We start from the raw sequence: 23,561 nt of genomic DNA, 5'->3' as shown, positions 1-23,561 counted from the left end.
CGTCAGTCGCTCGCCACCGCGGTGACCAGCACCGCCGCCGACTCCGGCGCCGGCGGCGGACCGGTGACCGCCCGGCGGACCGCGCGGGCCACGTCCAGCGGGCGGTGGCCGGCGGCGGTCGTCAGCTGAATCAGGACATGGCCGCCGGTGCGGGTCACCGGGCGGGAGCACCCGGCCAGAGCCGGGGCGAGCCGGGCCACCCCGGGAACGGCGAGCACCCGGGCGGCGAGGTCCGCCGGTTCCCGCTCGTCACCGCCCGGGCCCGCACCCTCCCGCGCCGTGTCCTCGCCCCCGGGCGCCTCGCCGTCACGGGGGCCGTTCCGGGGGCCTTCCAGGGGGCCGTTCCGACCCCCGTCCGTGCCGTCGAGCAGGTCGGTGACCCGGAGGTCCACCGCGCTCACCCGCAGTCCCAAGCCGTCCTCGGCCGTGGTCAGCAGCGCCGTCCGCAACCGTGTGGCGAGCGCCGGCAGGGGGCGGCCGGACGGTGCGGTGAAGTCCGCCGCGATGCGCAGCGGGCCCGGCGGTAGGGCGCTGGGCGGCCTCTGCACGGCCGGTGCCGGGGCGTCGTCGGGGGCGGCGAGGGAGAGCCGCAGATCGGCCAGGCGCACGCCGGGCGGGGTGCCGGGGGCCCGCAGGAGCGCCGCGCGGGCCGCGCGTTCGGTGATCCACGCCCCGTCCGCCGGGCCGCCGAGCGGCAGCACCCGGCCGATGCCGAGCTGTTCCCGCACGGTGCGTGCCCACGCGTTCCCGGCCACCGCGTCACCCCTTTCCCGGATCACTTCCCCAGCGTGCCGCAGCCCGTCCGCTCCGGCAGTCCGTCCGCTTCGGCAGTCCGTTCGCCCCCGGCAGTCCGTTCGCCCCGGCAGGACACGGCACTCCGCTGCCCCGTCCCCGGAGCGCACCCCGTCGTCCGCCCCTACTGTGGGCAGGGAACGAACCGTGTGAAAGGTGCATATCTCCTGGTGGTCGTCGCGCCCCGCGTGCGCGTCGCAGCGCACCGCGGGTGTGGCGCGGGGTGCGCACGGCGAGGCGCGGCCGTGACCCGTCAGGCGGCACGTCCGGGATGCGGCGCAGAAGGGAGGCACGGCGATGACCGAGAGCCAGCAGGGCGCGGACGCGACGAAGCCGCCGGTGAAGCGGGGCGGTGGCGACCCCGGCACGCGCGGCCGCACCACCATCGCCGACGGCGTCGTGGAGAAGATCGCCGGACTCGCCGCCCGCGATGTGCTCGGCGTCCACGCGCTGGGCAGCGGGTTCGCCCGCACGCTCGGCGCGGTGCGCGACCGGGTGCCCGGCGGCGGGCGCTCGGCCCGCGGGGTGAAGGCCGAGGTCGGCGAGGTGCAGACCGCGCTGGACCTGGAGATCGTGGTCGATTACGGGGTGGCCATCGCGGAGGTGGCCCGGGCCGTCCGGGAGAACGTGATCTCCGCCGTGGAGCGGATGACGGGCCTGGAGGTCGTCGAGGTCAACATCGCGGTGAGCGACGTGAAGCTGCCCGACGAGGACGACGGGGACGACGGGACCGGGGAGGCGGGGCCGCGGCTCCAGTGACCGGGCCCGACCGGAGCGGTAGCGAAGGAGCGCACGATGAGCATGGCCGTGATCGGCCTCGTGGCCGGGATGGCGCTGGGCTTCGCCGGGTACTTCGGCGGGTTCGGGGCCTTCATCCTGGTGGCGGCGCTGGGCGCCGTCGGGTTCGTGGCCGGCAGGTTCCTGGAGGGGGACCTGGAGGTCGGGGACTTCTTCCGCACCCGCACCGGCGACCGCGACGACCGGCGGCGGTGACCCCGGATGGCGACGGTGTCCCCGCCCTCCGCCGGGGCCGACGTACCGGCCGGTGAGCGCGGCGCCACCAGGGTCGCCGACCGGGTGGTCGCCAAGATCGCCGCGCGGGCGGCCCGTGAGGCGCTGCGCGAGGCGGCCCCCGGCGCCCCCGGCGACGCCCACGCGACGGTGACAGTGGCCCACCGCGACGTCCACCCGCCGTTCGGCGAGGCCCGGCTGCGGATCGCCGTGGAGCTGCCCTACCCCGCCCCCATCGGCGCCCGGTGCGGCCTGGTGCGCCGTCATGTGACCGACCGCGTAAGGGCGTTGGCGGGCATGACGGTCGTCGAGGTGGCGGTTCAGGTCGAGCGGCTGAACTCACCGCTGCTGACGGACCGGGAGCGGGTGCGATGAGCGGGCCGGGGAGCGCGGAGGAGGCCGGGGCCGGCGCGGGGACGGGCGGGCGGCCCGGCGCCGCCGGCGGGTTGCCGTCGCCGCTGCCGGACCCCGCGGAACCCGGCCCGGACTCCGGTGCACCCGCCGGGCGCTTCTGGTCGGCCCGCCGGGCGCCCGCCGGACTGGTCGCGCTGGTCCTGCTGGGCGCCGCGGGCCTGCTGCTCTACGACGTGGCCGCGGTGCGGGCCGGTCGCACCGCGATGGCCTGGCGCCGGTGGCTGGCCCACGAACTGGCCGTCCGGCACCTCGACGACCCCTGGGTGCTGGGCGCCGCGGCGACCGCGACGGCCCTGGGGATCTGGCTGCTGGTGCTGGCCGTCACCCCGGGGCTGCGGGCGGTGCTGCCGATGCGGCGCACCGCGCCCGGCGTCCGGGCCGGGCTCGACCGGTCGGCCGCCGGGCTGGTGCTGCGCGACCGGGCCATGGAGGTCTCCGGTGTGCAGTCCGTGCGGATGACCGTCGGCCGGCGGCGGGCCCGGGCGCGGGCCGTGGCGCACTTCCGCGCGCTCGACGTGGTCCGCGGCGACCTCGGCACGGTGCTGGGCGACGGCCTGCGGGAGCTGGGGCTGGCGCGTCGGCTGCGGCTGACCGTCGACGTCCGGCGCCCGAAGAGGAGGTGAGCGCGCCGTGCGCACCGCCCGCGCGACCGTCAACCGGGTGCTGCTCGGGCTGGTCGGCCTCCTCCTGCTCGGCACCGGCGGGTTGGTCCTGATGGGCGGCCTCGACCTGCCCGCCCGCCGGCACCTCGACCTGCCGTCCGGCTGGCCCTGGACGCGCCCGGACGGCGTGCTGCTCCCCGCGGCGGACCGCACCCGGTTCACGGACCGGGGCTGGTGGTGGCCGACGGCCATCGCCGGGCTGGCCGTGCTGGTGCTGTTGCTGCTGTGGTGGCTGTTGGCGCAGCTCCGGCTGCGCCGACTGGGCACGGTCCTGGTCGACAGCGGCGACGGGGAGGGCGCGACGGTGCGCGGGCCGGCACTGGAGGCGGTCCTGGCGGCCGAGGCGGTGGCGGTGGACGGCGTGGACCGGGCGGCCGTCGTGCTGACCGGCCGCCCGACGGCACCGCAGGTGCGCGCCCTGCTGGTGCTCGCCCCGCACGCCGACCCCGGGACCGTGGTGCTGCGGCTGGCCGACGGGGCGGTGGCGCACGCCCGCACCGCGACCGGCCTGGACGCGCTGCCGACGGAGGTCCGGCTGCGCGCGGTGCGCCATCGGGCGGAGCGGGTCAGCTAGGTCGTGTCCGCCAGGTCCGGCCGTTCGCCCGCAGGGCGGGCCGAACACCGCCCGGCAGGCGGGACTTTGCCGACACGACCTACGGCCCCGGAAGCCGCCCGGTCTGCCCCGCTCTCAGAAGCCGCGTCGGGCGCCGCCGTCCACCGGGACCATCACGCCGGTCACGTAGGACGCGGCGGGGGACAGCAGGAAGGCGGCGGTGCGGCCGAATTCCGCGGGGTCGCCGTAGCGGCGGAGCGGGATGGTGGCGGAGTTGCGGGCGCGGGAGCCCTCGGGGTCGCCGGAGAGCGCGTCGAGCTGGGTCATCCGGTCGGTGGCGATCCGGCCGGGCAGGACGCCGACGACGCGGATGCCGCGCGGCCCCACCTCGTCGGCCAGGGACTTGGCGAAGCCGGCGAGGCCCGGGCGGAGGCCGTTGGAGATGGTGAGCCCGCCGATCGGCTCGTAGACGGAGCCGGAGAGGACGAAGCCGATGACGCCGCCCTCGCCCAGCTCGGCGGCGGCGGTCCGGGCGAACCGCACCGCACCGAGGAAGACCGTCTCGAAGGCGGTCTGCCACTGCTCGTCGGTGTTGTCGGCTGCGGTGCCGGGCGGCGGGCCGCCCACGCTGATCAGGGCGCCGTCGAAGCGGCCGAAGCGCTCCCGGGCGGCCGCCACCAGGCGGGCCGGGGCCTGCGGGTCGGAGTTGTCGGCGGCGAGCCCCAGGGCCCGCTCGCCCAGGGACGCGGCAGCCTTTGTCGCGGCCTCCTCGGAGCGCCCGGTGAGCACCACATTGGCGCCGTCGGCGACCAGTTCGCGGGCGGTGGCGAAGCCCAGGCCCCGGGTGGCGCCGGTGACGAGATACGTCCGGTCGGTGAGTCCAAGATCCATGGCCCTAGTCTGCCCCCGGCCCGCCGCGCAACGCGAAGGCGGTCCCCACCAGTCCGATGTGGCTGAACGCCTGCGGGAAGTTGCCCAACTGGCGCCCGGCGACCGGGTCGTACTCCTCCGCCAGCAGCCCCACGTCGTTCCGCAGCGCCAGCAGCCGCTCGAACAGCTCCCGGGCCTCCCGCCGGCGCCCGGTCAGCAGCAGCGCGTCCGCCAGCCAGAACGAGCAGACCAGGAACGTGCCCTCGCCGCCCGGCAGCCCGTCCACCGACTGTCCCTCGGTGCTGTAACGGCGTACCAGGCTGCCGTGCGACAGCTCGCGGCGGACCGTTTCGACGGTGGAGACCACCCGCGGGTCGTCGCCCGGAAGGAAGCCGACCCGCGGGATGAGCAGCGTCGCGGCGTCCAGTTCGGGCGAGCCGTAGGACTGGGTGAAGGTGCCCCGCTCCGCGTCGTAGCCGCGGGCGCAGACCTCCCGGTGCACCTCCTCGCGCATCGCCCGCCAGCGGTCGGTGTTCCCGCCGAGCCGCGGGAACTGCTCCACCGCCCGTACCGCGCGGTCGGCCGCGACCCAGGCCATCACCTTGGAGTGCACGAAGTGCCGCTGGGGGCCGCGGATCTCCCAGATGCCGTCGTCGGGGTCGCGCCAGGTGGACTCCAGGTAGTCCATCAGCGTCCGTTGGATGCTCCAGGTGTGCGGCTCGGTGGGCATCCCCGCGGTGTGCGCGAGGTGGAACGAGTCGATCACCTCGCCGTAGACGTCGAGCTGCCGCTGTTCGACGGCGGCGTTGCCGATCCGCACCGGCAACGAGCCCTCGTACCCGGACAGCCAGGGCACCTCGAACTCCGGCAGTCGCCGCTCCCCGGCCAGCCCGTACATGATCTGGAGGTCCTCGGGGGCGCCGGCCACCGCGCGCAGCAGCCAGTCCCGCCAGGCCCCGGCCTCGTCGTGGTACCCGGCGGCGAGCAGCGAGTTCAGCGTCAGGCTGGCGTCGCGCAGCCAGCAGTAGCGGTAGTCCCAGTTGCGCACCCCGCCGGGTTCCTCGGGCAGCGAGGTGGTGGGGGCCGCCACGATCCCGCCGGTGGGCGCGTAGGTGAGCGCCTTGAGGGTGATCAGGGAGCGGATCACCGCGGCGCGGTACGGGCCGTCGTAGCGGCACCGCGCGGACCAGGCGTGCCAGTCCTCGGTGGTGTCCGCCAACGCCTGGAACGGGTCGATCTGGACGGGCCGGGGCTCGTGCGAGGGGTGCCAGGTCAGCACGAACGCGGTGCGCTCGCCGGCGGCGAGCGTGAAGTCCGAGCGGGTGCTGAAGTCCTTGCCGTAGGTGGTGCCCTGGGACGGGGTGCGCAGCCACACCGAGTCCGGGCCGGCGATCGCCACCCGGGAGCCCTCGGTGGCGCGCACCCACGGCACCACCAGCCCGTAGTCGAACCGCAGCCGCAGCACCCCGCGCATCTCCACCCGGCCGCGCAGCCCCTCCACGACCCGTACGACGTCGGGCATGCGGTCGCGCTGCGGCATGAAGTCGGTGACCCGGACGCTGCCCTCGGGGGTCTCCCACACGGTGTCGAGGATCAGCGAGTCCCCGCGGTAGCTGCGCTCGGCGCGGGCCTCGCCGGACCGGGGCGCGAGCGTCCAGTGGCCGTTGTGCTTGTCGCCGACGAGGGCGGCGAAGCAGGCGGGGGAGTCGAAGCGCGGCAGGCAGAGCCAGTCGATGGAGCCGTCCCGGCCGACGAGTGCGGCGGTCTGCAGATCGCCGATGAGTGCGTAGTCCTCGATGCGTGGGTGCACTCCGCGGCCTTTCCCGCGCGGCGGGTGCGTTAGTCGGGGGCGACGGCCGTCCGGGCTACGGGCTCCGCGTCGGCGGCCTCGGCGGCCTCGGCGGGCGCGGCGGCCTCGGCGGTCTTGGCCTCGGCGGGCGCGGCGTCCGCGGTCGTGGCGTCCGCGGGCTCGGCCGGCTCGGCCGCTCCGGCGCCCTCCGCCTCCTTGGCCGCGGCGGCCAGCCGGTCGCGGCGCTCCCGGCGGACCAGGACGACCCAGCCGACCGGCACCGCCGCGGCGAACAGCCACCACTGGATCGCGTACGCCATGTGCGGGCCGATGGAGCTGTAGTCCGGCTCGGGCACCTGCTCGGGGGTGTCGCTCTTGGGCCCGGTCTGCTCGATGTAGCCGCCGAGCGTCGGCCGGCCCACCCGCTTGGCCTGCTCCGTGCTGTTGATCAGCATGACCTGGCGGGGCGGCAGGCCCCTGGTGTTCTTGATGCCGCTGGCCGCGGTGGTCTCGTCGGCCATCATCCGGCCGGTGACCGTGACGGTGCCCTTGGGGGCGGCCGGCACCTGCGGGAACTTGGTGAGGTCGTTGCCGGCCTCGATCCAGCCCCGGTTGACCAGCACGGCGTCACCGTTGCCCAGCACCAGCGGCGTCAGGACGTAGTAGCCGATGGACTGCTCGTCGGCGGCGGTGCGCTGGCGGACCACGACCTCGTGCGCGGTGTCGTAGCTTCCGGTGGCGGTGACCTGGCGCCACATGTCGCCGTGCGGCAGTGTCCGGCCGACGGCCGCCAGCTCGGTCACCGGGACCGGGGTGGCGTGCACGTTGTGCTCGATCTGCGCGTTCTGCGCGACCTTGTGCTGATGGCGGTGGTACTGCCAGAACCCCAGCTTGATCATGACGGGGATCAGGACGAGGCCCAAGAGGGTGAGGATCACCCACTGCCGGGTCAACAGGAAGCGGTACACGGCAGCGACGGTACCTGGCGCCCCCGGACGCCCCGCCCGCGGGTCCCCCGGCGGCGACCGGCACCGGCCCCGGCGGGGGACCCGGACACCGCCGCGCCGCCGCGATCTCGACCGGCGTCAGACCCGGTCGACGATGCCCACCCGCCCCGCCGAGCGGGCGCAGTGCGCCCCGCAGTACCACTGGCCCTCGGCCTCCACGCCCTGCCCGATGATCTGCACCCGGCAGTGCTCGCAGATCGGCGCCATGCGGTGGATCGCGCAGGCGAAGCAGTCGAAGACGTGCACCGCGCCCTGCGCGTGCACCTCGAACGTCATGCCGTAGTCGTTTCCGCAGACCTCACAACGTGCCATGCGCCACAGACTGCGGGCGGGGCCCACCCGGGGCGAGGTGGCGCCGGGTGTGTTGGCCGGGCTTCACCCGGACGACGGTGCCGACGCTGCCGGCCGGACGTCCTGGAGCAGCTGCATGAACGCCGCCTCGTCGACGACGGCCGTGCCGAACGTGGTGGCCTTGATCGTCTTGGACGTCCGGGCCTCCGGGTCGTTGGTCACCAGCAGGCTCGTCAGCCGGGACACGCTCGTCGCCACGTGCAGTCCGGCCTCGATCGCCCGGTCCTCCAGCAGCTCGCGGTCCACGGAGGTGTCGCCCGAGAAGGCGACCCGCATGCCCTGGACGAGCCGGCCGCCGGGCTCGTAGCGCCCCGGGTTGGGGTACGGGCAGGCCGGGCGCTTGCGGGCCGGCCGCCAGGTGCTGGGGCGGTAGGACGAGCCGGTGGGGTGCGAGCGGGGCGCGGGGGCGTCCGACCACTCCGTCAGCGGCTGGCAGGTCAGCAGCGGCAGCCGGACGTTCGTCTGCGCGGCCCGGCGCAGGCTGGGGCGGAACGCCTCGGACAGCACCCGGGCATCGTCCAGGGCGTGGTGGGCGCGCTCCTGTACGACGCCGAAGTGCGCGGCGAGGGACTCCAGCTTGTGGTTGGGCAGCGGCAGGCCCAGCTCCTTGGACAGCGCGATGGTGCACAGCCGCTGGCGCACCGGGGCGACCGCGGCGGCGCGGGCGTACTCCCGGGCCAGCATCGACCAGTCGAACATGGCGTTGTGCGCGACCAGCACCCGGTCCGCCAGCCGCGCCGACAGCTCCGGCACGATCTCGGGGAAGAGCGGCGCGTCCGCCAGCACCTCGCTCGTCAGACCGTGGATCCAGACCGGTCCGGGATCGCGCTGGGGGTTGACGAGGGTGTACCAGGAGTCCTGGAACTCGCCCTGGGCGTCGAGTTGGTACACGGCGGCGGAGATGATCCGGTCGTCGCGGGCCAGGCCGGTGGTCTCGACGTCGACCACCGCGTATCCCTGGGGATACCCGGTCGGCCAGTCGGCCGGCGGCGTCTGCGGGCCCGGCTGCCGGCCGATCCTCGGCGCGATCGAGGGGGCGGCTGCGCTGCGGTCTTCGAGCATGGTCATTGAGGATACGGGCCGGCACCGACAGCCACCGCATCGCCGGGGCGCATTCGGCCGGGCCGTCGCGCGCACCGTGTCCGCAGTACGGCCGCAGGACGGCTGCAGACCGGCCGCAGACCGGCCGCAGTACGGTCGGTCGGGGCCGCCCGGAGCCCGTGCCGTGGTCCTCACGCCGGCCTTCGGTCCGGCCCCAGCAGTGACGAGACCAGCGCCTCCAGGGAGACCAGGAAGAGCCGTTCGGCGTCGGCCGGTGCGGCCAGGGCACGGGCCAGCGCCGGGTCCTGCCCGGCGGCGGGGGAGTCCCACAGCTCGCGCTCGCTGGGGTGCTGGGCCGGCGACCGGGCGCGGTTGCGGTCCACCAGGACCGAGCCGACGACCAGGAACTGCACGGCGCGCACCGCCTCGGCGGCGAGCGCCCCGCGCAGCCCGGCCGCGTGCACCTCGTGGACCAGCGCCTGCTGCGCGGGCAGGAACATCCGCTCGGTCAGCCCGCGTTCGTGCACCATCGCGATCAGGTGCGGGCGCTCGCCGAGCGCCGTGCGCAGCGCGCGGGCCACCGAGACGACGCGCGCCCGGGGCGTGCCGCCGGTCGGCCGGATCTCGCCCATCTCCTGGAGGGTGCGGGCCACCAGCGCGTCCAGCAGGGACTCGCGGTTGCCGACGTGCCAGTAGATGGAGGTGACGGCGGTGCCGAGTTCGGTGGCGAGCCGGCGCATGGTCAGGGTCTCCGGGCCGTGCGCCCGGACCAGCCGGGCGGCCGTCGCCAGGACCTCTTCACCGGTCAGCGCGCTGCGTGTCATAGCACCCCACTATCGCCCAACTCCGTTAGCTGCACGGCTCTTTACCCTTCATCGGAGGCGGTGTAACTGTGTTACAGACGCCTCGCACAACCCCCGCGCGTCACGGATGACGAAGGGTGGTACGCCATGGCACGCATTCGCTACGGAGCCCGCACCGCGGCGGAGATCGCCGCGACCCGCGCCGCCGGCGCCCGGCTCCCCGACATCTGGTCCACCGGCGTGGTGGCCCTATGGGAGACCGACCCGGACGCGGTCGCGGCCGTCCTCCCGCCTCCGCTCACCCCCACCGGACGCCCGCTGGTCCGGGCCACCATCAGCACCGTCAACCTGCCCGGCTATCCGCTGGGCGCCGGCTCGGTCGCGGTCGCGGCCGCCCACGACGGCACCGAGGGCTGGTATCCGCTGGTCATGCCGATGACCCACGAGCGGGCGCTGACCGGCGGCCGGGAGGTCTTCGGCGAGCCTAAGAAGCTCGGCGAGGTCACTGTGGAGCGCGACGGCCTGACCGTCCGCGCCGCCCTCGCCCGGCACGGCATCGCCTTCGTGGAGGTGCGCGGCGCGGTCGGCGGCCAGCTGCCGCCGCCGGCACCGGAGACCCGGACCGACTTCTACTTCAAGTTCCTGCCCGCCGTGGACGGTTCGGGCTTCGACGGCGACCCGGTCCTGGTGCACTGCCGACGCACCGAGAAGGTCCGCACGCTGGAGCGGATCACCGGCGACGTGGTGCTGCGCGAGTCGATGTACGACCCCGTCGCCGACCTCCCGGTGCAGGCCCTGGTCGGGATCACCCTGGGCGAGAAGACCTCCGACCAGAGCGGCGAGGTCGTCCGGCGGGTCCCCGCCGAGGCCCTGCTGCCCTACGTCCACCAGCGCTACGACGACCCGCGGCAGGTCCTGGACGCCCCGCCGGAAGGGAGCGCCTGATGGAGCTGCGGGCCGGGCAGGTCGCGGTGGTCACCGGCGCGGCGAGCGGCATCGGCCGGGCGATGGCCCGCCGCTTCGCCGCCGAGGGCCTGAAGGTCGTCCTCGCCGACGTCGAGGAGGGGCCGCTGCGCGCCGCCGCCGACGAACTCGCCGCGGACGGCGCGGAGTTGCTGACGCGCACCGTGGACGTCGGCGTCCGGGAGGAGGTCGAGGCGCTGGCCGGCGCCGCGTACGAGACCTTCGGCGCCGTCCACGTGCTCTGCAACAACGCCGGGGTGGGCTCCGGCGCCGAGGGGCGGATGTGGGAGCACGACCCCAGCGACTGGCGGTGGGCGTTCGAGGTCAACGTCTGGGGCGTCTTCCACGGCGTCCAGTGCTTCCTGCCCCGGATGTTGGCCTCCGGGGCGCCCGGGCACGTCGTCAACACCTCCTCCACGGACGGCGGGATCGCGCCGCTGCCCACCGCCTCCGTCTACGCCGTCACCAAGGCCGCCGTGGTGACCCTGACCGAGTCCCTGTACGCGCACCTGGCGGCCGAGGGCGCCCCCGTCGGGGCGTCGGTGCTCTTCCCCGGGCCGCACATGCTGCGCACCGGCCTGTGGGAGTCGCACCGCAACCGGCCCGCGCGGCACGCCAAGTCCCGCCCCCGCAGGACGCCCTACCGCACCCTCGTGGCGTGGGAGGCGGCCATGAAGGAGGCCGGGCAGGAGGTGGCGTTCACGCCCGTCGAGGACGTCGCCGAGCAGGTCGTGGCCGGCATCCGGGCCGGCCGCTTCTGGCTGCTGCCGCCCAGCGCGCACACCGACGCACAGATCCGGGCGCGGGCGCGGTCCCAGCTGGACCGCGCCGCCCCCACGTACCTGGAGCACTTCATCCTCGACGACGAGTGAGGGACCGCCATGAGCGACCCGTACCAGGACCCCGCCGCACCGCGTCCCGCCCCACCGGGCGGCAGCCCCGCGGACCCCGGGTCCCAGGACCCCTACCTGATCATCTCCTCGGACTGCCACGCCGGACTGCCCACCGAGGAGTACCGCCCCTATCTGGAGCGCCGCTTCCACCGGGCCTTCGACGACTTCCTGGCCGGCCGGGACGCCCGGCGCGCGGCCATGACCCGGCTCGGCGTCCGCAACGAGACCTTCGCCACCCGGTGGTTCGAGGACCACGAGGAAGGGCTGCGCGGCGGCTGGGACCCGGCGCAGCGGGCCAAGGAGCTCGACGGCGACGGGGTGGCCGCCGAGGTCGTCTTCCCCGACGCGGACGCCGTGGACAGCTCGACCGCCGCGCCCTTCGGCGTCGGCCTCGGCCTGTCCGGCGACCAGGACACGGAACTGGGCATGGCCGGCGCCCGGGCCCACAACCGCTGGCTCGCGGAGTTCTGCGCCACCGACCCCGAACGGCACTGCGGCGTTGCGCTGTTGCCCCTCACCGGCGAGGTCGACACCGTCGTCGCCGAGCTGCGCCGGGCCCGCGACGACGGCCTGGGCGCCCTGATGGTCCCCGCCATGTGGGGCGCCGGCGCCCCCTACCACGACCGGCGCTACGACCCGGTGTGGGCCGCCGCGGCCGAGGCCGGGATGCCGGTGGTCACCCACTCCGGCGCCGCCCCGCGCGAGGAGTACGGCGACCACCTCGGCATCTTCGTCAGCGAGGTGACCTGGTGGCCGGCCCGTCCGCTGTGGTTCCTGCTCTGGTCCGGGGTCTTCGAACGCCACCCCGGCCTGCGCTTCGGCATCGCCGAGTCCGGCTGCTGGTGGCTGCCGAACCTGCTGTGGTTCATGGACCGGCTCTACCTGGGCGCGCACGGCGGCAAGAAGCTCTCCCCGTTCGCCGGGCTGAAGCGCCCGCCGCACGAGTACCTCGACCGCAACGTCTTCGTCTGCGCCACCAACACCAAGCGCCGCGAACTGGCCCAGCGCTACGAGATCGGCGTCGGCAACATCCTCTGGGGCAGCGACTTCCCGCACCCGGAGGGCACCTGGCCGCGCACCCGGGAGTGGCTGGCGAACACCTTCCACGACATCCCGATCGACGAGACCCGCCGCATCCTCGGCACGTCCGCCGCCGAGGTCTTCGGCTTCGACCCGGCCCGGCTCGCCCCGCACGCCCGCCGCATCGGCCCCACCCCGGCGGAGCTGGGCCAGCCCGCCGACCAGGCACCGGTCGCGGCGTCCTGGCGGCGCGCCCGCGAGACCGGCCGCCACTGGCTCACCGGACAGGACTTCCCGTACGTGGGGGTGACCCATGCCTGAGAACACCGCCGTGCCCGGCGCGCCCACCGACGCGCCCCGCTACACCGTCGTCTCCGCCGACTGCCACGCCGGCGCCGACCTCCTCGACTACCGCTCCTACCTCCCCTCCGGCCACCACGAGGCGTTCGACGCCTGGGCCGCCGGCTACGTCAACCCGCACGAGGACCTGCTCGCCGACACCGCCGACCGCAACTGGAACTCCGACCGGCGACTGGCCGAGCAGGAGGCCGACGGCATCGTCGCCGAGGTCGTCTTCCCCAACACCATCCCGCCGTTCTTCCCCAGCGCGTCCCTGATGGCGCCGCCGCCCACCCCCGCCGACTTCGCGCTGCGCTGGGCCGGCCTGCGCGCCCACAACCGGTGGCTGGCGGACTTCTGCGCCCAGGCCCCCGGCCGCCGCGCGGGCGTCGCCCAGATCCTCCTCAACGACGTCGACGAGGCGGTCCGCGAGGTCCGCCGCACCAAGGAAGCCGGCCTCACCGGCGGCATCATGCTCCCCGGCACCCCGCCCGGCTCCGGGCTGCCCGAACTCCACTCGCCGTACTACGACCCGCTGTGGGCGGTCTGCGCCGAGCTCGGCGTGCCCGTCAACCACCACGGCGGTTCGGCCTCCCCGCCGCTCGGCGACGAACCGGCCGCCCGCGCGGTGTTCATGGTGGAGACCACCTGGTTCTCCCACCGGGCGCTGTGGCACCTCGTCTTCGGCGGCGTCTTCACCCGCCACCCGGGGCTGACCCTGGTGCTGACCGAGCAGGGCTCCGGCTGGATCCCCGGCGTCCTCGACATGCTGGACTACTACCACGGCCGCCTGGTCGCCTCCGCCTCCCGCGCCACCACCGCGGAATCCCGCTTCGGCGCCGGGCTGGCCGCCTCCCTGGACCGCACCCCCACCGAGATCTGGCACGCCAACTGCTACGTCGGCGCCAGCTTCATGCGCCCCCACGAGGTCCCGCTGCGCGACCGGATCGGCCTCGACAAGATCATGTGGGGCAGCGACTACCCCCACGACGAGGGCACCCACCCGTACTCCCGGCACGCCCTGCGCGCCGCCTACGCCGGCCTCCCGCCGGCCGAGATCGCCGCCATGACCGGCGGCAACGCCGCCCGTGTCTACGGCTTCGACCTCACCGCCCTCGACGCCGTCGCGGCCCGCGTGGGCCCCACCACCGCCGAGCTGGCCGAACCCCTGACCGCGCCCCCGCCCGACGCCACCAGCCCGGCCTTCGCGAAGGGGGCGTCGGTACGGGTCTGGTGAAGCCCGGCCGTGCGGCACGCGCCACCACCCCCGGCGCGTGCCGCACGGCCCCACGGGGCTACCGCCGGTAGGCATCCGCCCGAATGCTGACACCACGTCTTACATACTTCTGAGTAACAACCTCTAGCGGTACGCCCGTCGGCGCATTTATGGTGCGGGGCATGCCGCACCTGCCCGATGTCGTGTTGTGGTCCGTACCCGCCTTCGTCCTGCTCACCGTCGTCGAGATGGTGAGCTACCGCCTGCACCCCGACGAGGACGCGCAGGGCTACGAGGCCAAGGACGCGGCGACCAGCATCACCATGGGGCTGGGCAGCCTGGTCTTCGACGCGCTGTGGAAGATACCCATCGTGGCGATCTACGCCGCGGTCTACGAGCTGACCCCGCTGCGCATCCCCGTCCTGTGGTGGACGGTGCTCCTGATGCTGCTCGCCCAGGACTTCTTCTACTACTGGTCGCACCGCGGCCACCACGTCGTCCGCGTCCTGTGGGCCTGCCACGTGGTCCACCACTCCAGCGAGAAGTTCAACTTCACCACCGCGCTGCGGCAGCCCTGGACGACCTGGACGGTCTGGCCGTTCTACGTGCCGATGGTCGCGCTGGGCGTGCACCCGGCGGCGATCGCCTTCACCTCCGGCGCCAACCTCGTCTACCAGTTCTGGGTGCACACCGAGCGGATCGGCAAACTGCCCCGCCCCGTCGAGTTCGTGTTCAACACGCCCTCGCACCACCGCGTCCACCACGCCTCCCAAGGCGGCTACCTGGACCGCAACTTCGGCGGCATCCTGATCATCTGGGACCGGATGTTCGGTTCGTTCGTCCCCGAGACCGACCGGCCCGTCTACGGCCTCACCAAGAACATCAAGACCCACAACCCGCTGCGGGTCGCCACCCACGAGTACGCCGCCATCGCCCGCGACATCCGGGCCGCGGAGAGCTGGGGCGAGCGCGCCGGGCGGGTGTTCGGCGGGCCCGGCTGGCAGCCGGCCCGGGTCCGGGCCGCCGAGGCCGCGGCCGTCGCCGCTGCGGCGGAGCGGGCCGGCGCGCCCACCGGCCGCCGCCCGGCCGCGGACCGGACCGCCGCCGGGCCGGCCGTGGGGGAGACCGCGGCGTGAGTCCGCTCGCGCCCCGCCCGCGCGCCGCACGGGCCCTGCTCGTCGCCTTCGCCGTCCTGGCCGTCGGCCACCTCGCCGCCCTCGTGGCGCACGCCGCCGCCGCGCCCGGCGGCGGCCCCGCGACCCTGGCGGACACCGCCGTCCATGTCACCAAGCCGGCCCTGATGCCGCTGCTGGCCGCCCACGTCCTGCTCCGCGGCGGGCCGCCGCTGCTGGCCGGGGCGCTGCTGTTCGGCTGCGGCGGCGACACCTTCCTCCAGATCGGCGGCGAGCGGGCGTTCCGCGTCGGCATGGGGTCGTTCGCCGCCGGACACCTCTGCTACCTGCTGCTCTTCGCCCGGCACGGCGGCCCCGGAAGGGGGCGCTCCGGTGGAGCCGGTGATCGTGCCGGACGGTCGCGCACCGCGCTGGCCGCCGGGCTGTACGCGGCGGCCCTGGTCACCACCGTGCTGCTGCTGTGGCCCGACCTGCCGGCCGCCCTGCGGATCCCGGTGGCCGGCTACAGCCTGCTGCTCACCGCGATGGCGTTCGGCGCGCTCCGGGTCGGCCCCCTGGTCGCCGTCGGCGGGCTGCTCTTCCTGCTCTCCGACTCCCTGATCGCCGGCGGCATCGCCCGGTGGCCCCAGCTGCCCGCCCCACAGTTCTGGATCATGCTCACCTACACGGCGGCCCAATACGCCCTCGCCGTCGGGGTGTTGGCGGCCGCGGCCGATCCGGACGCACCGGCGCCGGCGGAGCCCCGCCCGACGGCGGCGTACCGTGCCCCTTGAGTCTCCCCCCGTGGGAGACCCGAAGGTGGGGGCATGTACGAGGACGGCACGGGACTGCTCTCGATCGGCGCGCTGTCGCGTCTGACCGGAGTCTCCGTCAAGACCATACGGAACTGGTCGGACCAGGACCTGCTGCCGCCCGCCGCCCGCACCCCCGCGGGCTACCGCCTCTACGGACCGGACGCCCCGGCCCGCCTGGAGATCGTGCGCAGCCTGCGCGACCTGGGCGTCGGGACGGCGGCGATCCGCGCCGTCCTGCACCGCGAACGCACCCTCGCCGACACGGCGGCGCGTTCCGCGGACGCCCTGGACGCGCAGATCGCCGCGCTGCGCGCGCAGCGCGCCGTCCTCCGGGCGGTGGCCGCGGGGGGCACCGCAGCAGAGGAACTGCCGCAGATGACCCGACTCGCCCGCCTGACCGCCGAGGAACGCCGCCGCATCGTCGCCGACGTCATCGACGACGCGCTGGACGGCGTACCCGCCCCCGCCTACCGCAGCGGCCTGCTGGCCGCCACCCCCGACCTGCCCGACGACCCCACCCCCGATCAGCTCCACGCCTGGAACGAACTGGCCTTGCTGGTCCGCGACCCGGAGTTCCGCGCCGCCCTGCGCCGCCTGGCCGTCTACAGCGCCCGAACGGCACCCGGCCCCGTTCCCCCGGCTCCCCACTCCTCCCCCACCGGCGACACGGTGGCCGACATCGAGGCCGCCGAGCGGGTCGCCGCCCTGATGCACGCCCGCGCCGAGGCCGCCGTCGCCGACGGCATCGCGCCGGACTCGCCGGCCGCCGAGCCGATCGTCGCGGAGCTGGTCGCCGCCTGGCTCCCCACCCAGAAAGCCCCGCTCGCGGGGGACGCCCCGCCCGCCGAGGACGGCCCGGCCGCCCGGACCCGTCTGCTGGAGCAGTTGGAGACCGCCGCCGAACCCCTCGTCGCGCGCTACTGGCGACTGCTGTGCACCGCCACCGGCCGCCCCGCGCCGCCCCGTTGGGAGACCGCCGGCGCCTGGACCGCCGCCGCGCTGCGCGCCCACCGCACCCCCGTCCTGGTGGACCGCGCCGCGTTCGGCGCCCCCGACCCGGAGCGGGTGCTGTACGCCTACCAGCGGGTCGTCCACGCCGTCGGCGCGCTGGTCGCGCAGGTGCGGCCGGCGGACCTCGCGCGGCCCACGCCGTGCGCCGGCTGGACCGTGCGGGAACTGCTCGACCACATGGTGTGGGAGAGCCTGATGGTCACTTCCATCGCCGAGGGGACGCCGCGCACCGACCACACCGCCGACCACCTCGGCGACGACCCGCGTGCCGCCTTCGAGGAGTCCGCCCGGGCCGCGCTCGCCGCCTTCCGGAGCAGCGGGATGACGGAGCGCACCTTCGGCCCCTACGAGGCGCCCGGCGCGCTCCTCGTCCAGCAGGTGGTCGTCGAACTCCTCGTGCACGGCGGGGACTTGGCGCGGGCGCTCGGCGCGCCGACCGCACTGGCACCGGAGGTCGCCGAGGAGACCCTGGAGGCGGCGCGCCGGATCTACGGGGCCGCGCCCCGCACCGAGGGCGGCTCGTTCGCCCCGGAGCGGCCCGCGCCGCCCGGCGCCGCCGCGGCGGACCGGCTCGCCGCCTTTCTGGGCCGCGAGGTGTGACGGGCCGGGCGGTCGCCCGCCCGGCCCGCCGTGCCGCCCGGGCCGCCGCACCGGCGGGCCGGACCGGCGGCTACTTCACGGCCTTCAGCGCGTTGACGATCCCGTAGCCGAAGTGGCTGTTGACCTGCGGGGTGCCGGTGCAGGTGGCGTCACCCGCCGGGCAGCCGGGGTTGTCGGCCTGCTCCTTGAGCAGCCACTGGATCTCCTGCGGGCTCGCCTTCGGGTGGGTGCTCTTCAGGAGCGCCGCCACGCCCGCGACATGCGGCGAGGCCATGGACGTACCGGCGTAGAAGGCCCAGTCACCACCGGGGATGGTGGAGAGGACGTTGCCGTTCTTGGCGGGCAGTTCGGGCACCTGCTTGGCGTCGCCGCCCGGCGCCGCGACGTCGATCTGGCCGAGGCCGTAGTTGGAGTAGCCGGACTTCAGGCCGTGCGAACCGGTCGCCGCGACCGTCACCGTCCCCGGCAGCTGGGTCGGCACGTCCCAGCAGGTCTTGGGGCTGAGGGCGCGGCTGACCGGGGTGGAGTCGTTGGGACTGCTGGCGTCGGTGAGCTTGTCGGCCCCGAGGTCGGAGTTGGCGTTGCCCGCCGCGGCGACGTTCACCACGCCCTTGTCCTGCGCGTACTTCGCCGCCCGGCCGACCGCGTCAATGATGGCTGCCTGGTCGGCGTCGTCCTTGCAGTTGAACATCCACGGGTCGACGTAATAGCTGTTGTTGGTGACCTGGACGCCGTGGTCGGCGGCGAAGACGAAGGCGCAGACGACGCTCTCCGCATAGAAGAAGCTGGTCTTGGGCTCGCTCACCTTGATGGCGGAGACCTTCACGCCCGGCGCGACGCCGGTCACCCCGATGCCGTTGCGGGCCGCGGCGATGGTGCCCGCCACATGCGTGCCGTGGGCGTCGCTGACCGGGTCGTAGGGCCGCCAGGCCCCGGGGGAGGTGTCGGGCACCCCGCCCACGCAGTTGGCGGACTGTCGGGCCGAGAAGTTCGGCCGGAGGTCCGGGTGGGTGTCGTCCACGCCGGTGTCGATGACCGCCACGGTCACCTTGGGGCTGCCGGGGTTCACCTTGGCCGCCCGGTCGGCCTTGATGGCGCGGATGTCCCACTGGAGCGGCTCCAGCGGCTCCTCGCCCTTGGCCTTGGCGGTCCGCTCGGCCGCGGCGAGTTGGGCCGCGGTCAGCCGCTGCGGCTTGCCGAAGTCGGTCGTGCCGGACTGCTTGAGCGGTGCGGTGCGGGTCGCGCCCGCCGACTGCACGCCCGCCACCGTCCGGAGGGTGGCGGCGAACCGCGGGTTGGCCGAGTGGGCGACGATCACGCCTATCCGCTCGTGGGCGGTGATCACCTTGCCGCCGGCCCGGATTATCGCCTGCTCGACCTTGTCGACCGTGGCGTGGTCGGGGGCGGTGTTCACGACGTACGACAGCAGCGGGCCACTGTCCTGGGGTGCGGCGCCGGCCGCGTCCGGCAGGGCGCCGAGGAACCCGGTCGTTGCGGTCAGCGCCAGCCCGAGCGGTACGGCCAGGGCCCGCAGGCGTCTGTTCCGGGGATGTGCAAGGGGACGTGCCATGGGGTACTCCACCTCATCCGTCGGACCGCCCGGGCGCGGGACGCGGACGGGCGGTTACACGACAGGTGAAGCTATCGGCGATCACCGGCGCACAACAATGGAACGCGGAGAAAACCGCCCAGGAGCAGCAAATTGACGGGCAGTCAGGCGACGCCGGACGGCCGGTCGGCGCGCGGCCCGGGCGGGGTCCCCGGCCTCAGTCCCGGCGGCCCGCCCCGTCGCGCCGCCGCAGGGTGCCCATGCTCAGCGGCGGCAGCGGGACCCGCGGGCCGTACCAGCGCCGGGCGCCCGCCCCGGGGTGCGGTCGCGTCGGGGTGACGGCGACCGGCGCGGACAGCCGGACGCTGCCGTACGGGCGCCGGCGAGGGGCGTGCGGAGCCGGGTCCGGTGAGGGCGGCGGAGTCATGGCCGGCTCAACGAAGTGTCGCCCGAGCGGTGGCGGCCGGTGCACCCATTCCCCCGATTTCTTCGGGAATTCAACCATCCATCGTCTGTCGCATCGCGCCCGGTCGCCCTACGATGCGTGATCCACGTCACTTATCCGGGCCTTATCGTCGGCCCCGCAGCAGCTCATCGAGCGTCAGGAGACTCCGTGATCACCGCACCCAACGCCGACCCGGGGCAGCACGACCCGCCCGACTACTCACAGGTGCAGTCGAGTCCGGAGTTCACCGAACTCCGCTGCGCCCACCGCTCGTTCGCCTTTCCGCTCACCCTCGCCTTCGTCCTCTGGTACCTCGGCTATGTGCTGCTGTCGAGCTACGCCGGCGACTTCATGGCCACCAGGGTCGCGGGCCACCTCAACGTCGCCCTCGTGCTCGGCATCGCCCAGTTCGTCACCACGTTCCTGATCGCCTGGTGGTACTCCCGGCACGCCGCCGCCCGGCTCGACCCCCGCGCCCAGGCCATCAAGGCCCGCCTGGAGGGCGCGACCGCCGCCCCGCAGACCCCCGCCCCGCAGACCGCCGCCCGGCAGGCCGGCGCGGCACAGGCCGACGCCCCGGGGGACGGCCCCGAGCAGACCGGCGTACAGGAGGCCGGCGCATGAACCTCACCCCGCACCTCGCCGCCGGTGCCGCCGGCGAGCACCGCACCCTGATCGTCACCCTCTTCGCCGTCTTCGTCGCCGCCACCCTGGGCCTCACCGTCTGGGCCGGCCGGCAGACCAAGGGCACGGACGACTTCTACGCCGGCGGGCGGCAGTTCAGCGGATTCCAGAACGGCCTGGCCATCTCCGGCGACTACATGTCCGCCGCGTCCTTCCTCGGCATCGCCGGCGCCATCGCCCTCTTCGGCTACGACGGCTTCCTCTACTCCATCGGCTTCCTCGTCGCCTGGCTCGTCGCGCTCCTCCTCGTCGCCGAACCGCTGCGCAACTCCGGCCGCTTCACCATGGGCGACGTGCTCGCCTACCGGATGCGCCAACGCCCCGTCCGGACCGCCGCCGGCACCTCCACCATCGTCGTCTCGATCTTCTACCTGCTCGCGCAGATGGCCGGCGCCGGCGCCCTGGTGACCCTGCTCCTGGGCATCACCAGCGAGACCGGCAAGATCCTCGTCGTCGTCCTCGTCGGCATCGTGATGATCCTCTACGTCACCATCGGCGGCATGAAGGGCACCACCTGGGTCCAGATGATCAAGGCCGTCCTGCTGATCGCCGGCACCTTGCTGATCACCTTCCTGGTGGCATGGAAGTTCCACTTCAACCCCTCCGCGCTGCTCGGCGCCGCGGCCGAGAACAGCGGCAAGGGCTCCGCCTTCCTGGAGCCCGGCCTCAAGTACGGCGCCACCGCCACCTCGAAGATCGACTTCATCTCGCTGGGCCTCGCCCTCGTCCTGGGCACCGCGGGCCTGCCGCACATCCTCATCCGCTTCTACACGGTCCCCACCGCCAAGGCCGCCCGGAAGTCGGTGAACTGGGCGATCGGCATCATCGGCGTCTTCTACCTGATGACCCTGGCCCTCGGTTTCGGCGCCGCGGCCCTCCTCAAGCCCGGCGTCATCACCCACGACAACAAGGCCGGCAACACCGCGGCCCCGCTCCTGGCCCAGGAGATCGGCGGCGGCGCGGGCTCCACCGGTGGCGCCGTTCTGCTCGCCGTCATCTCCGCCGTCGCCTTCGCCACCATCCTCGCCGTGGTCGCCGGTCTCACCCTCGCCTCGTCCTCCTCCTTCGCCCACGACATCTACGTCAACGTCCTCCGCAAGGGGCAGGCCACCGAGAAGGAAGAGGTCGGCGCGGCCCGTTGGGCGACCGTCGGCATCGGCGCGGTCGCCATCGTCCTCGGCGTCTTCGCCCGCAGCCTGAACGTCGCCGGCCTGGTGGCGCTCGCCTTCGCGGTCGCCGCCTCCGCCAACCTCCCGACCCTCCTCTACAGCCTCTTCTGGAAGCGATTCACCACCCAGGGCGCCCTCTGGTCCATCTACGGCGGTCTGTTCGCCTCCGTCCTCCTCGTCCTCTTCTCGCCCGTCGTCTCCGGCAAGGAGACCTCGATGTTCCCCGGCGCCCACTTCGCGGTGTTCCCCCTGGAGAACCCGGGCCTGATCTCCATCCCCCTGGGCTTCCTCCTCGGCTGGCTCGGCTCCCTGCTCTCCAAGGAACAACCGGACGCCGCCAAGTACGCCGAACTCGAAGTCCGCTCCCTGACCGGCACCGGCGCCCACTGACCCCTCCCCAGGGGCACTGAGCCGTCCCTACAGCCAACGGGCGGGGTGACCTCGTAGAGATCTACGAGCTCACCCCGCCCACCTCGTGCTTCTCACGCCTCCTCACGGTCGGACCCATCGCGTAGTCTCGAAGGCGTACTGATCGACAGACCGATCCACACTCTCGGGGAGGGGGCCCAGTGCTCATCGACACCTATGGCCGCGTCGCCACCGACCTGCGGGTCTCGCTGACCGATCGGTGCAATCTGCGGTGCACCTACTGCATGCCCGAAGAGGGCCTGCAATGGCTCGCCAAGCCCGACCTGCTGACCGACGACGAGATAGTCCGCCTGATCACCGTCGCCGTCCGTGACCTCGGCGTCGAGGAGGTCCGCTTCACCGGCGGCGAGCCGCTGCTCCGCCCCGGCCTGGTCGGCATCGTCGAGCGGGTCGCCGCCCTCGCACCCCGCCCCCAGATGTCGCTGACCACCAACGGCATCGGCCTGGAGCGCACCGCCGCCGCCCTGCGCGCCGCCGGCCTGGACCGCGTCAACGTCTCCCTCGACACCCTCCGGCCCGACGTCTTCACCGCCCTGACCCGACGCAAGCGGCACGCCGACGTCCTCCGCGGCCTCGAAGCCGCCCGCGCCGCCGGCCTCACCCCGGTCAAGGTCAACACCGTCCTGATGCCCGGCCTCAACGACGACGAGGCCCCCGACCTCCTGGCCTGGGCCGTCGCCCACGACTACGAGCTGCGGTTCATCGAGCAGATGCCGCTCGACGCCCAACACGGCTGGCAGCGCGACGGAATGATCACCGCCGGCGACATCCTCGACTCGCTGCGCACCCGCTTCACCCTCACCCCCGAGGGCCACGGCGAGCGCGGCTCCGCCCCCGCCGAGCGCTGGGTCGTCGACGGCGGTCCGCACCGCGTCGGCGTGATCGGGTCGGTGACCCGCCCCTTCTGCCGCGCCTGTGACCGCACCCGGCTCACCGCCGACGGTCAGATCCGCACCTGCCTCTTCGCCACCGAGGAGACGGACCTGCGCGCCGCGCTGCGCTCCGGCGCCCCCGACGCCGAGATAGCCCGCATCTGGAAGCTGGCCATGTGGGGCAAAAAGGCGGGATCCGGTCTCGACGACCCCGCCTTCCTCCAGCCGGAGCGCCCGATGTCAGCCATCGGCGGCTGACCGCCGCTCCCACTCCTCCAACGCCACCACGTCCTTGAGGAACCCGCGCACGGCGAGGAACTGCGACAGATGCTCCCGGTGCTCGTCGCACGCCAGCCAGGTCTTGCGCCGGTCCGGAGTGTGCAACTTGGGGTTGTTCCAGGCCACCACCCACACCGCGGCGGCGCGGCAGCCCTTGGCGGAGCAGATGGTGAGAGTCTCGGGATCGTTCGGGGAGTTCACTCCTCAACCCTACGTCCCACCCCGTGAGCGCTCCGTCGCCCTCTTCCCTGCGACATCGCCAACTCCCGCTGCGGACATGACGACGCCGGGCAGCCACGGGGGGAGCCGCCCGGCGTCGGTCCGTCGCTCCGACGGGGGATGCGGAGCGCGTACGCAGTATGTCATGGGGAGTGCTGCGCGGTGCAGCCGAACCGCATGATTGATCTGAGCTTTTCTTGAGCTTTGCTGCGCCCGCCGCGCCCGACGGCACTCAGCCCCGTTCGTCCCGCGACTGCGAACGCCCCTCCGCGGGCCGTTCCGCAACGGATTCCGCGGGGCCCTCGGTCAGCGCCGGACGCGTGGGTGTGACCAGCGTCGACGGCAGCGAAGGGACGTTCTCCCGACCGGCGTTGGCGATCACCACCGCGATGTACGGGAGCCCCATGCCGATCACGAGCGTTGCAATGGCAATCGGCCGCTCGACGTTCCAGAGCACGGCGGTGAGCACCACGGCCAGGGTCCGCACCGCCATCGAGATCACATAGCGCCGCTGTCGACCCCGCACGTCCTCGGTCAGCCCCTGACGGGCCCCCGTGATCCGGAAGGTTTCGACGCCGCCGCTCTGCTTCCGCATCACGTTCCACCACCTGCTCGGTCCCGCCGGATTCTCCCCGCATTCCGGTCAGATCCCA

General features: G+C 74.3%; 25 protein-coding genes and 1 pseudogene. 15 read left to right on the top strand and 11 right to left on the bottom strand.

The genetic code is table 11. The annotated features are described in order from the left end of the window. Positions 1-2: 2 nt before the first annotated feature. Positions 3-755 carry a hypothetical protein gene (locus JNO44_RS12770; protein WP_205364086.1) on the bottom strand — a complete coding sequence of 251 codons (753 nt, stop codon included), beginning with the start codon at positions 753-755 and terminating at the stop codon, positions 3-5. Between the two features lie 334 nt (positions 756-1,089). On the opposite strand from JNO44_RS12770, the gene JNO44_RS12765 reads away from it, so the two are divergent. From JNO44_RS12765 to amaP, 5 genes are read left to right on the top strand one after another with little or no spacing between them, the layout of a single operon-like run. Beyond that, positions 1,090-1,551: an Asp23/Gls24 family envelope stress response protein gene (locus tag JNO44_RS12765; protein ID WP_039637602.1), complete on the top strand. Its 462-nt coding sequence runs from the start codon at positions 1,090-1,092 to the stop codon at positions 1,549-1,551. A 36-nt stretch (positions 1,552-1,587) separates the two neighbouring features. Beyond that, on the top strand, positions 1,588-1,785 hold the full coding sequence (locus JNO44_RS12760; protein ID WP_067353047.1) for a hypothetical protein: 198 nt from the start codon (positions 1,588-1,590) through the stop codon (positions 1,783-1,785). A 6-nt stretch (positions 1,786-1,791) separates the two neighbouring features. Further along, positions 1,792-2,178: a hypothetical protein gene (locus JNO44_RS12755; RefSeq protein WP_205364077.1), complete on the top strand. Its 387-nt coding sequence runs from the start codon at positions 1,792-1,794 to the stop codon at positions 2,176-2,178. Further along, positions 2,175-2,840 (top strand): DUF6286 domain-containing protein, encoded by a 666-nt coding sequence (locus tag JNO44_RS12750; protein ID WP_205364075.1) that lies wholly within the window; start codon positions 2,175-2,177, stop codon positions 2,838-2,840. The genes JNO44_RS12755 and JNO44_RS12750 overlap by 4 nt, the downstream gene beginning before the upstream one ends. Positions 2,841-2,847: 7 nt before the next feature. Continuing rightward, positions 2,848-3,453 carry an alkaline shock response membrane anchor protein AmaP gene (amaP, locus tag JNO44_RS12745; protein WP_205364074.1) on the top strand — a complete coding sequence of 202 codons (606 nt, stop codon included), beginning with the start codon at positions 2,848-2,850 and terminating at the stop codon, positions 3,451-3,453. Positions 3,454-3,567: 114 nt separating this feature from the next. Here amaP and JNO44_RS12740 read toward each other — a convergent pair whose 3' ends face one another. The 6 genes from JNO44_RS12740 to JNO44_RS12715 form a co-directional block, all read right to left on the bottom strand. Next, positions 3,568-4,323 carry an SDR family oxidoreductase gene (locus tag JNO44_RS12740; RefSeq protein ID WP_205364072.1) on the bottom strand — a complete coding sequence of 252 codons (756 nt, stop codon included), beginning with the start codon at positions 4,321-4,323 and terminating at the stop codon, positions 3,568-3,570. A gap of 4 nt (positions 4,324-4,327) precedes the next feature. After that, on the bottom strand, positions 4,328-6,112 hold the full coding sequence (locus tag JNO44_RS12735; RefSeq protein WP_205364064.1) for a glycoside hydrolase family 15 protein: 1,785 nt from the start codon (positions 6,110-6,112) through the stop codon (positions 4,328-4,330). A gap of 29 nt (positions 6,113-6,141) precedes the next feature. After that, positions 6,142-7,059, bottom strand: a complete 918-nt coding sequence (locus JNO44_RS12730; RefSeq protein WP_205364062.1) for an SURF1 family cytochrome oxidase biogenesis protein — start codon at positions 7,057-7,059, stop codon at positions 6,142-6,144. A 117-nt stretch (positions 7,060-7,176) separates the two neighbouring features. Beyond that, positions 7,177-7,410 (bottom strand): hypothetical protein, encoded by a 234-nt coding sequence (locus JNO44_RS12725; protein WP_039637610.1) that lies wholly within the window; start codon positions 7,408-7,410, stop codon positions 7,177-7,179. A 63-nt stretch (positions 7,411-7,473) separates the two neighbouring features. Beyond that, complete coding sequence (locus tag JNO44_RS12720; RefSeq protein WP_205364059.1) at positions 7,474-8,517, bottom strand: DEDDh family exonuclease; 1,044 nt, start codon at positions 8,515-8,517, stop codon at positions 7,474-7,476. A 164-nt stretch (positions 8,518-8,681) separates the two neighbouring features. Beyond that, complete coding sequence (locus JNO44_RS12715) at positions 8,682-9,314, bottom strand: TetR/AcrR family transcriptional regulator (protein ID WP_205364057.1); 633 nt, start codon at positions 9,312-9,314, stop codon at positions 8,682-8,684. Between the two features lie 126 nt (positions 9,315-9,440). On the opposite strand from JNO44_RS12715, the gene JNO44_RS12710 reads away from it, so the two are divergent. The 7 genes from JNO44_RS12710 to JNO44_RS12680 all read left to right on the top strand — a co-directional run bounded on the left by JNO44_RS12710 (position 9,441) and on the right by JNO44_RS12680 (position 17,262). Continuing rightward, positions 9,441-10,238, top strand: a complete 798-nt coding sequence (locus JNO44_RS12710; protein WP_205364055.1) for an acetoacetate decarboxylase family protein — start codon at positions 9,441-9,443, stop codon at positions 10,236-10,238. After that, entirely contained in the window at positions 10,238-11,128 is an 891-nt protein-coding gene (locus JNO44_RS12705; RefSeq protein WP_205364053.1) for an SDR family NAD(P)-dependent oxidoreductase, read from the top strand. The genes JNO44_RS12710 and JNO44_RS12705 overlap by 1 nt, the downstream gene beginning before the upstream one ends. Before the next feature lie 9 nt (positions 11,129-11,137). Further along, entirely contained in the window at positions 11,138-12,490 is a 1,353-nt protein-coding gene (locus JNO44_RS12700) for an amidohydrolase family protein (protein WP_205364049.1), read from the top strand. Then, positions 12,483-13,745: an amidohydrolase family protein gene (locus JNO44_RS12695; RefSeq protein WP_073444943.1), complete on the top strand. Its 1,263-nt coding sequence runs from the start codon at positions 12,483-12,485 to the stop codon at positions 13,743-13,745. The genes JNO44_RS12700 and JNO44_RS12695 overlap by 8 nt, the downstream gene beginning before the upstream one ends. Positions 13,746-13,906: 161 nt before the next feature. Continuing rightward, on the top strand, positions 13,907-14,860 hold the full coding sequence (locus JNO44_RS12690) for a sterol desaturase family protein (protein WP_205364048.1): 954 nt from the start codon (positions 13,907-13,909) through the stop codon (positions 14,858-14,860). Continuing rightward, complete coding sequence (locus tag JNO44_RS12685) at positions 14,857-15,630, top strand: lysoplasmalogenase (RefSeq protein ID WP_205364047.1); 774 nt, start codon at positions 14,857-14,859, stop codon at positions 15,628-15,630. The genes JNO44_RS12690 and JNO44_RS12685 overlap by 4 nt, the downstream gene beginning before the upstream one ends. Before the next feature lie 33 nt (positions 15,631-15,663). Further along, positions 15,664-17,262: a TIGR03086 family metal-binding protein gene (locus JNO44_RS12680; protein ID WP_205364045.1), complete on the top strand. Its 1,599-nt coding sequence runs from the start codon at positions 15,664-15,666 to the stop codon at positions 17,260-17,262. 70 nt (positions 17,263-17,332) lie between these two features. Here JNO44_RS12680 and JNO44_RS12675 read toward each other — a convergent pair whose 3' ends face one another. After that, the gene (locus JNO44_RS12675; RefSeq protein WP_205364042.1) at positions 17,333-18,832 is read right to left on the bottom strand and encodes a S8 family serine peptidase; all 1,500 of its coding nucleotides are present in this window, start codon (positions 18,830-18,832) and stop codon (positions 17,333-17,335) included. Between the two features lie 196 nt (positions 18,833-19,028). Next, positions 19,029-19,238 carry a hypothetical protein gene (locus tag JNO44_RS12670; protein ID WP_205364040.1) on the bottom strand — a complete coding sequence of 70 codons (210 nt, stop codon included), beginning with the start codon at positions 19,236-19,238 and terminating at the stop codon, positions 19,029-19,031. 186 nt (positions 19,239-19,424) lie between these two features. Between JNO44_RS12670 and JNO44_RS12665 the strand changes: the two are divergent. The 3 genes and pseudogenes from JNO44_RS12665 to moaA all read left to right on the top strand — a co-directional run. Then, a pseudogene (locus tag JNO44_RS12665) lies at positions 19,425-19,760 on the top strand (DUF485 domain-containing protein); the annotation flags it as partial. A 116-nt stretch (positions 19,761-19,876) separates the two neighbouring features. After that, positions 19,877-21,499 carry a solute symporter family protein gene (locus JNO44_RS12660; RefSeq protein ID WP_039637621.1) on the top strand — a complete coding sequence of 541 codons (1,623 nt, stop codon included), beginning with the start codon at positions 19,877-19,879 and terminating at the stop codon, positions 21,497-21,499. A gap of 179 nt (positions 21,500-21,678) precedes the next feature. Then, a complete protein-coding gene (moaA, locus tag JNO44_RS12655; protein WP_205364036.1) occupies positions 21,679-22,668 on the top strand; it encodes a GTP 3',8-cyclase MoaA in 990 nt (329 codons plus the stop codon). Here moaA and JNO44_RS12650 read toward each other — a convergent pair. Next, positions 22,651-22,890, bottom strand: coding sequence for a hypothetical protein (locus JNO44_RS12650; RefSeq protein WP_205364035.1), 240 nt, complete (start codon positions 22,888-22,890; stop codon positions 22,651-22,653). The two genes, moaA and JNO44_RS12650, sit on opposite strands and share 18 nt — an antisense overlap. Positions 22,891-23,140: 250 nt before the next feature. Next, a complete protein-coding gene (locus JNO44_RS12645) occupies positions 23,141-23,503 on the bottom strand; it encodes a DUF3099 domain-containing protein (protein WP_205364033.1) in 363 nt (120 codons plus the stop codon). Positions 23,504-23,561 lie beyond the last annotated feature (58 nt).

It is taken from the genome of Streptomyces noursei (assembly GCF_016917755.1).
Taxonomy (GTDB): Bacteria; Actinomycetota; Actinomycetes; order Streptomycetales; family Streptomycetaceae; genus Streptomyces; species Streptomyces yunnanensis.
This window is presented reverse-complemented; position numbering and strand designations above follow the sequence as displayed.